This window comes from Pengzhenrongella sp. (assembly GCF_036565025.1).
Taxonomy (GTDB): Bacteria; Actinomycetota; Actinomycetes; order Actinomycetales; family Cellulomonadaceae; genus Pengzhenrongella.
Window position 1 is genome coordinate 1 of record NZ_DATCNW010000243.1, and the last position, 4032, is coordinate 4032.

At 67.1% G+C, this 4032-nt stretch carries 5 protein-coding genes, 1 other RNA gene and 1 riboswitch; all 6 genes read left to right on the forward strand.

Annotation, left to right across the window (positions count from 1 at the left end):
* The first annotated feature begins 861 nt into the window (after positions 1 to 861).
* Positions 862 to 1012: riboswitch (cyclic di-AMP (ydaO/yuaA leader) on the forward strand.
* 1 nt (position 1013) lies between these two features.
* On the forward strand, positions 1014 to 1808 hold the full coding sequence (locus tag VIM26_RS14205; protein ID WP_331952269.1) for a hypothetical protein: 795 nt from the start codon (positions 1014 to 1016) through the stop codon (positions 1806 to 1808).
* 207 nt (positions 1809 to 2015) lie between these two features.
* Positions 2016 to 2381, forward strand: a transfer-messenger RNA (tmRNA) gene (gene ssrA, locus VIM26_RS14210).
* Between the two features lie 309 nt (positions 2382 to 2690).
* Entirely contained in the window at positions 2691 to 2951 is a 261-nt protein-coding gene (locus VIM26_RS14215; protein WP_331952271.1) for a type II toxin-antitoxin system Phd/YefM family antitoxin, read from the forward strand.
* Entirely contained in the window at positions 2948 to 3211 is a 264-nt protein-coding gene (locus VIM26_RS14220; RefSeq protein WP_331952273.1) for a type II toxin-antitoxin system RelE/ParE family toxin, read from the forward strand. Before VIM26_RS14215 ends, VIM26_RS14220 begins: the two co-directional genes overlap by 4 nt.
* Positions 3212 to 3338: 127 nt before the next feature.
* Positions 3339 to 3710 carry a VOC family protein gene (locus tag VIM26_RS14225; RefSeq protein WP_331952277.1) on the forward strand — a complete coding sequence of 124 codons (372 nt, stop codon included), beginning with the start codon at positions 3339 to 3341 and terminating at the stop codon, positions 3708 to 3710.
* Positions 3664 to 4032 (forward strand): molybdopterin-dependent oxidoreductase (locus tag VIM26_RS14230; protein ID WP_331952275.1); only part of this gene is annotated, 369 nt, incomplete at its 3' end. The genes VIM26_RS14225 and VIM26_RS14230, both read left to right, overlap by 47 nt.

Below are 4032 nucleotides of genomic sequence, written 5' to 3' on the forward strand. Positions count from 1 at the left end.
CGGGCTACCCGCGAGGTCGGCAACCCGCGAGGTCGCCCTGGCAGCGATCCGGGATCTGACGCGCCACGGTCCGCCTGACCCAGCGTCGAGCCGAGCGATCACCACGGCTGCCAAGACAGCACCTGGTAGTTCGGCCACCGACCCGTCCCCCCGGCCGAAAATGACCCACGGATCGGTCAGGAGAGCCGGAGTTTTCGCCGGTTCGCCAGGTCGCCTCGGGCACCGAGGACTCGAGGTGCCTGAGTCACCTCGACCCGTCCGGTGGCGGGCCCCGCCGGGTCCGGCAGCCCGCCGGAATGAATCGAGGCTTCGGGGCAACAAGAAGCGCGTCCCGCCCGGTGGCGTCCGTCGCGCGACTCAGTTGCTTCCCGTCGTTATGGGTGGATAACCGGACAAAGGTGTCGGTTGGCGCACGGGTCGCGGCGAGTCGTCGTTGCGACCCGCTGGCCGCTCTCGTCGCAGGTCAGCGGGGTGCCTGCGGTCGAGGACGAGGGACGGTTGCCCGCCGAGCACCGGGCGACGCGGGCCTTGTCCGGTGCGGCGTTGCGCCGATCGACATCCTCTCGCCCGTCGTCGTTGAATGTCATTAGCGCGTACATTCTTCAACGCCAGGACCGGCGCGCCAGCAGGCATTGTTTTGGTTCGGTCACCCCTGGGTGCACCGGATGGGATGACGGACGCTCAGGAGCGCGCGACGAGGCCGTGGCGCGGGCTCTGACGGGTAGTTCAAGGCGCTCCCGGGAGGCGGATGTGATCAGACTGTGATAGGGGACCTAAAATCCGGGTTAGAATCATTCGTCCCTGGAACATTCCGGGGTCGCCAGAGGTGGACCGCCGAGTCCTGCCACCACCGAAGGCACCCATGAATTCTCGCTGGCAGGAGCGGGGGACCCACTATTTTCGGACGCCGGCAGCGGCGTCCTTGGGGTGAAGCCGATCGATTCATCGATCGGCCGGGCGCAACTCCCGCCCGAATCCGACAGCTCACCCCGCAGGCGACCGGAGAGATTCCCATGCCCGCGAAGACTGTCCCTGCCCACGTCCGCACGCCCCGGCACCGCGCCGTCCGCCGCCCCACCGTTGTCCTCGCCGACCTGCTGGCGACCGCCACCGTACGCCTCGTGACGGCGCATCGACGCTCCGTGGTCATGTTCGCCTCGTCGGGGCTGATCCTGTCGATGGTCACCGCTCCGGCCTCGGCTGCTCCCGTCGTGAACCGCGATGTGCTGGCAGGCTCGACCCAGAGCGTCGCGGCGAGCGCGCTGCTTGCCTTCGCGCCTCCGGTGCGGGTCGCGGCCAACGAGGCCTGGCGGTTCGACAGCCCGGTGGTCGCCGTCGCGACGTGCCGGCCCCACCTGCCGGCCGCCATCGGTGGCTACCACGGCGAGCAGATCGTGAACGCGGCGCAGATCATCATGGCGGGGAAGGCCCTCGGCCTGAATGCCCGCGGCCAGACGATCGCCGTGATGACCGCGATCGGCGAGTCCACGCTCACCAACGTTAATTTCGGTGACGGCGCGGGCCCGGACAGCCGCGGTCTGTTCCAGCAGCGCGCCAATGGCGCGTGGGGTTCCTACGCCGACCGGATGGATCCCCGCACGGCCGCGAAGAGTTTCATCAGGGTACTGGTCCGGGTGCCCGGGTGGCAGAACATGGCGCCAACCATCGCGGCGCACACCGTGCAGGGCAACGCCAACCCGTATCACTACGAGCGTTTCTGGTTCGACGCGGTGCTGATCGTCCGAACGCTGAGCACGGATCCGCACCTGGCCACGAAGTTGCCGGCGAAGGGCGTGAAGCGCTGCTGACGCGTCTGGTCGAGCGACCCGGCCCTGCCCGACGACGGCGGCGCCGGCCCGGCGCAGGGTCGCCCCCCGCCGGGGCGCCCGACGCCGTGCGTCGCTGCTCACCCGGTGAGCCCTCGTCGCGGAGGCGGGTCGTCGCGTAGGATGGTGCTGCTGGTGAGGCTCGTCAGGCACGACGACGGGCCGAGGCGGCGATTGATAACTGCACAGGGGGGTGATCGGTTTCGACGGTGATCGTCGATCCAGGAGAAGCGGGCCGAGGATGCAGGGTTATCTCGTCAACGCTCCCTGCAAAACCAATAGGTGCCGACTCAACTCGCACCGACTTCGCACTCGCCGCCTGAGCGAGGATTCGAGGTCCGTTAGTCCGAGTTTGCTCTCGCCTCGGTAACTAGCGTCATCTAGAGAGATTGCTTGCAGCGTTTGTCTCCGCCACTGCAGGGACTTAAGGGGACTGGGCCCGTCAGCGACATGTCTGTTAGATCGCTGGGGCCGAGAAAAGCGCAGCAGGCTGCGCCCGGAGAAGTCCTGGTTCACAGTCATCGGACGCGGGTTCGATTCCCGCCACCTCCACAACTCTGACCTGCGCAAACGCAGGGTCACAGACATAGCCAGCCGTTGGTAGCGGATGGCTATTTTTGTGCCCGGGGCCAGGTACTCGAGCGACTACTGCCGCCGGCCGCAGTCGAAGCGATTAGCTCACGCCTCCAGACCAAGTTCACGCCGCTGTTCCTCGTGACTGACAGTCGAGCCGCCCTCGCTTCGATAGCGTCCGAAGAGACCAGAATCGTCAGACCCGATCAATGCGGGCCTGGGGCTTCGATGAGGCGGCCCGGCATGCTCCGCTATGTACGTGAGGAAGGAGGCGTGACTATAATTCTGGTCATGTCAACGACCACGTCGCTTGCCCACGTCAAGGCGCACCTCTCAGCCATCGTTGGCTCCGTACACGACACCCACGAGCGGGTCGTGATCACCCGCAATGGCGAGCCCGCTGCGGTCCTCATCTCGCCAGACGATCTCGCCGCGCTGGAAGAGACGGTCGAGATTCTCTCCAGCCCGGCTCTGATGGCTGACCTGGTCGTGGCTCGGGCCGAGATCGCGGCCGGCACCACCATCGAGCTGACCGAGTTCCCCCGACTGTGACCTACCGCATCCGCTGGGCCTCCCCGGCCCGACGGGCGATCGAGAACACCCTGCCCGAAGCGGTCGCTGCCGCCGTGTGGGAGTTCGTCAACGGCCCGCTCGCTGAGAACCCGCACCGCGTCGGCAAGCAACTCCTGCGCGACCTCGGTGGATATTGGTCTGCGCGGCGAGGCCAGTACCGGGTCATCTACGTGATCGACGATGAAGCAATCATCGTGACCGTTGTGGCTGGCGACCACCGCCGCGACGTCTACCGCTGACCTGCTCAACTCTGATCTGGCCCGAGGTTCGGGAGCGGGCGCGACGCGACGTGGTTGACTCGATGAGGTGAAGCCGAACCGCTCGATTCCGACGTCAACGGTGATTCCCGTCCTGATCTATCCCGACGTGCGCGAGGCGGTCGCCTGGCTCTCGGCAGCGTTCGGCTTCGTCGAGCGGGTGCGAATCGGCGAGAATCATCGGGCTCAGCTCCGATTCGGCGACGGCGCCGTGATTGTCGGCGACGTGCGCGGTGATCGCCACCCTCCTCGTCCCGGCGAGGTCACTCATTCGGTGACCGTTCGAGTCGATGACGCGCGTTCCCACTGTGAGCGGGCCAGGGCGCACGGTGCGCGAATCCTCATGGAGCCGACCGACTTCGAGTACGGCGAACGCCAGTACACCGCGGAGGACCCGGTCGGTCATCAGTGGACGTTCTCGGAGACGCTCGCCGATGTCGCCCCCGAGGAGTGGGGCGGGATCTCGGTTCGATCGAGCTAGCGTGCACGCTGCCAGCGATGTCGTGCGAACGACCTGTCCGCGTGACTGCTACGACGCGTGCGGCATTCTCGTCGTGCGTCGCGAAGGCGAGCGCGTGCAGGTGCGCGGGGATCCGGAGCATCCGGTCTCGCGCGGGAAGCTCTGCCGGAAGTGCTCGATCGCCTACAACGGCGTCTTCCTGGACGCGCAGGCACGCCTCACGACGCCGCTGATCCGCACGGGGCCAAAGGGGACCGGCACGTTCCGCGAGGCCTCGTGGGACGAGGCGATCTCGCTCGTCGCGACCCGTCTCGGCTTGATCGTCGAGAGACACGGTGGGAGT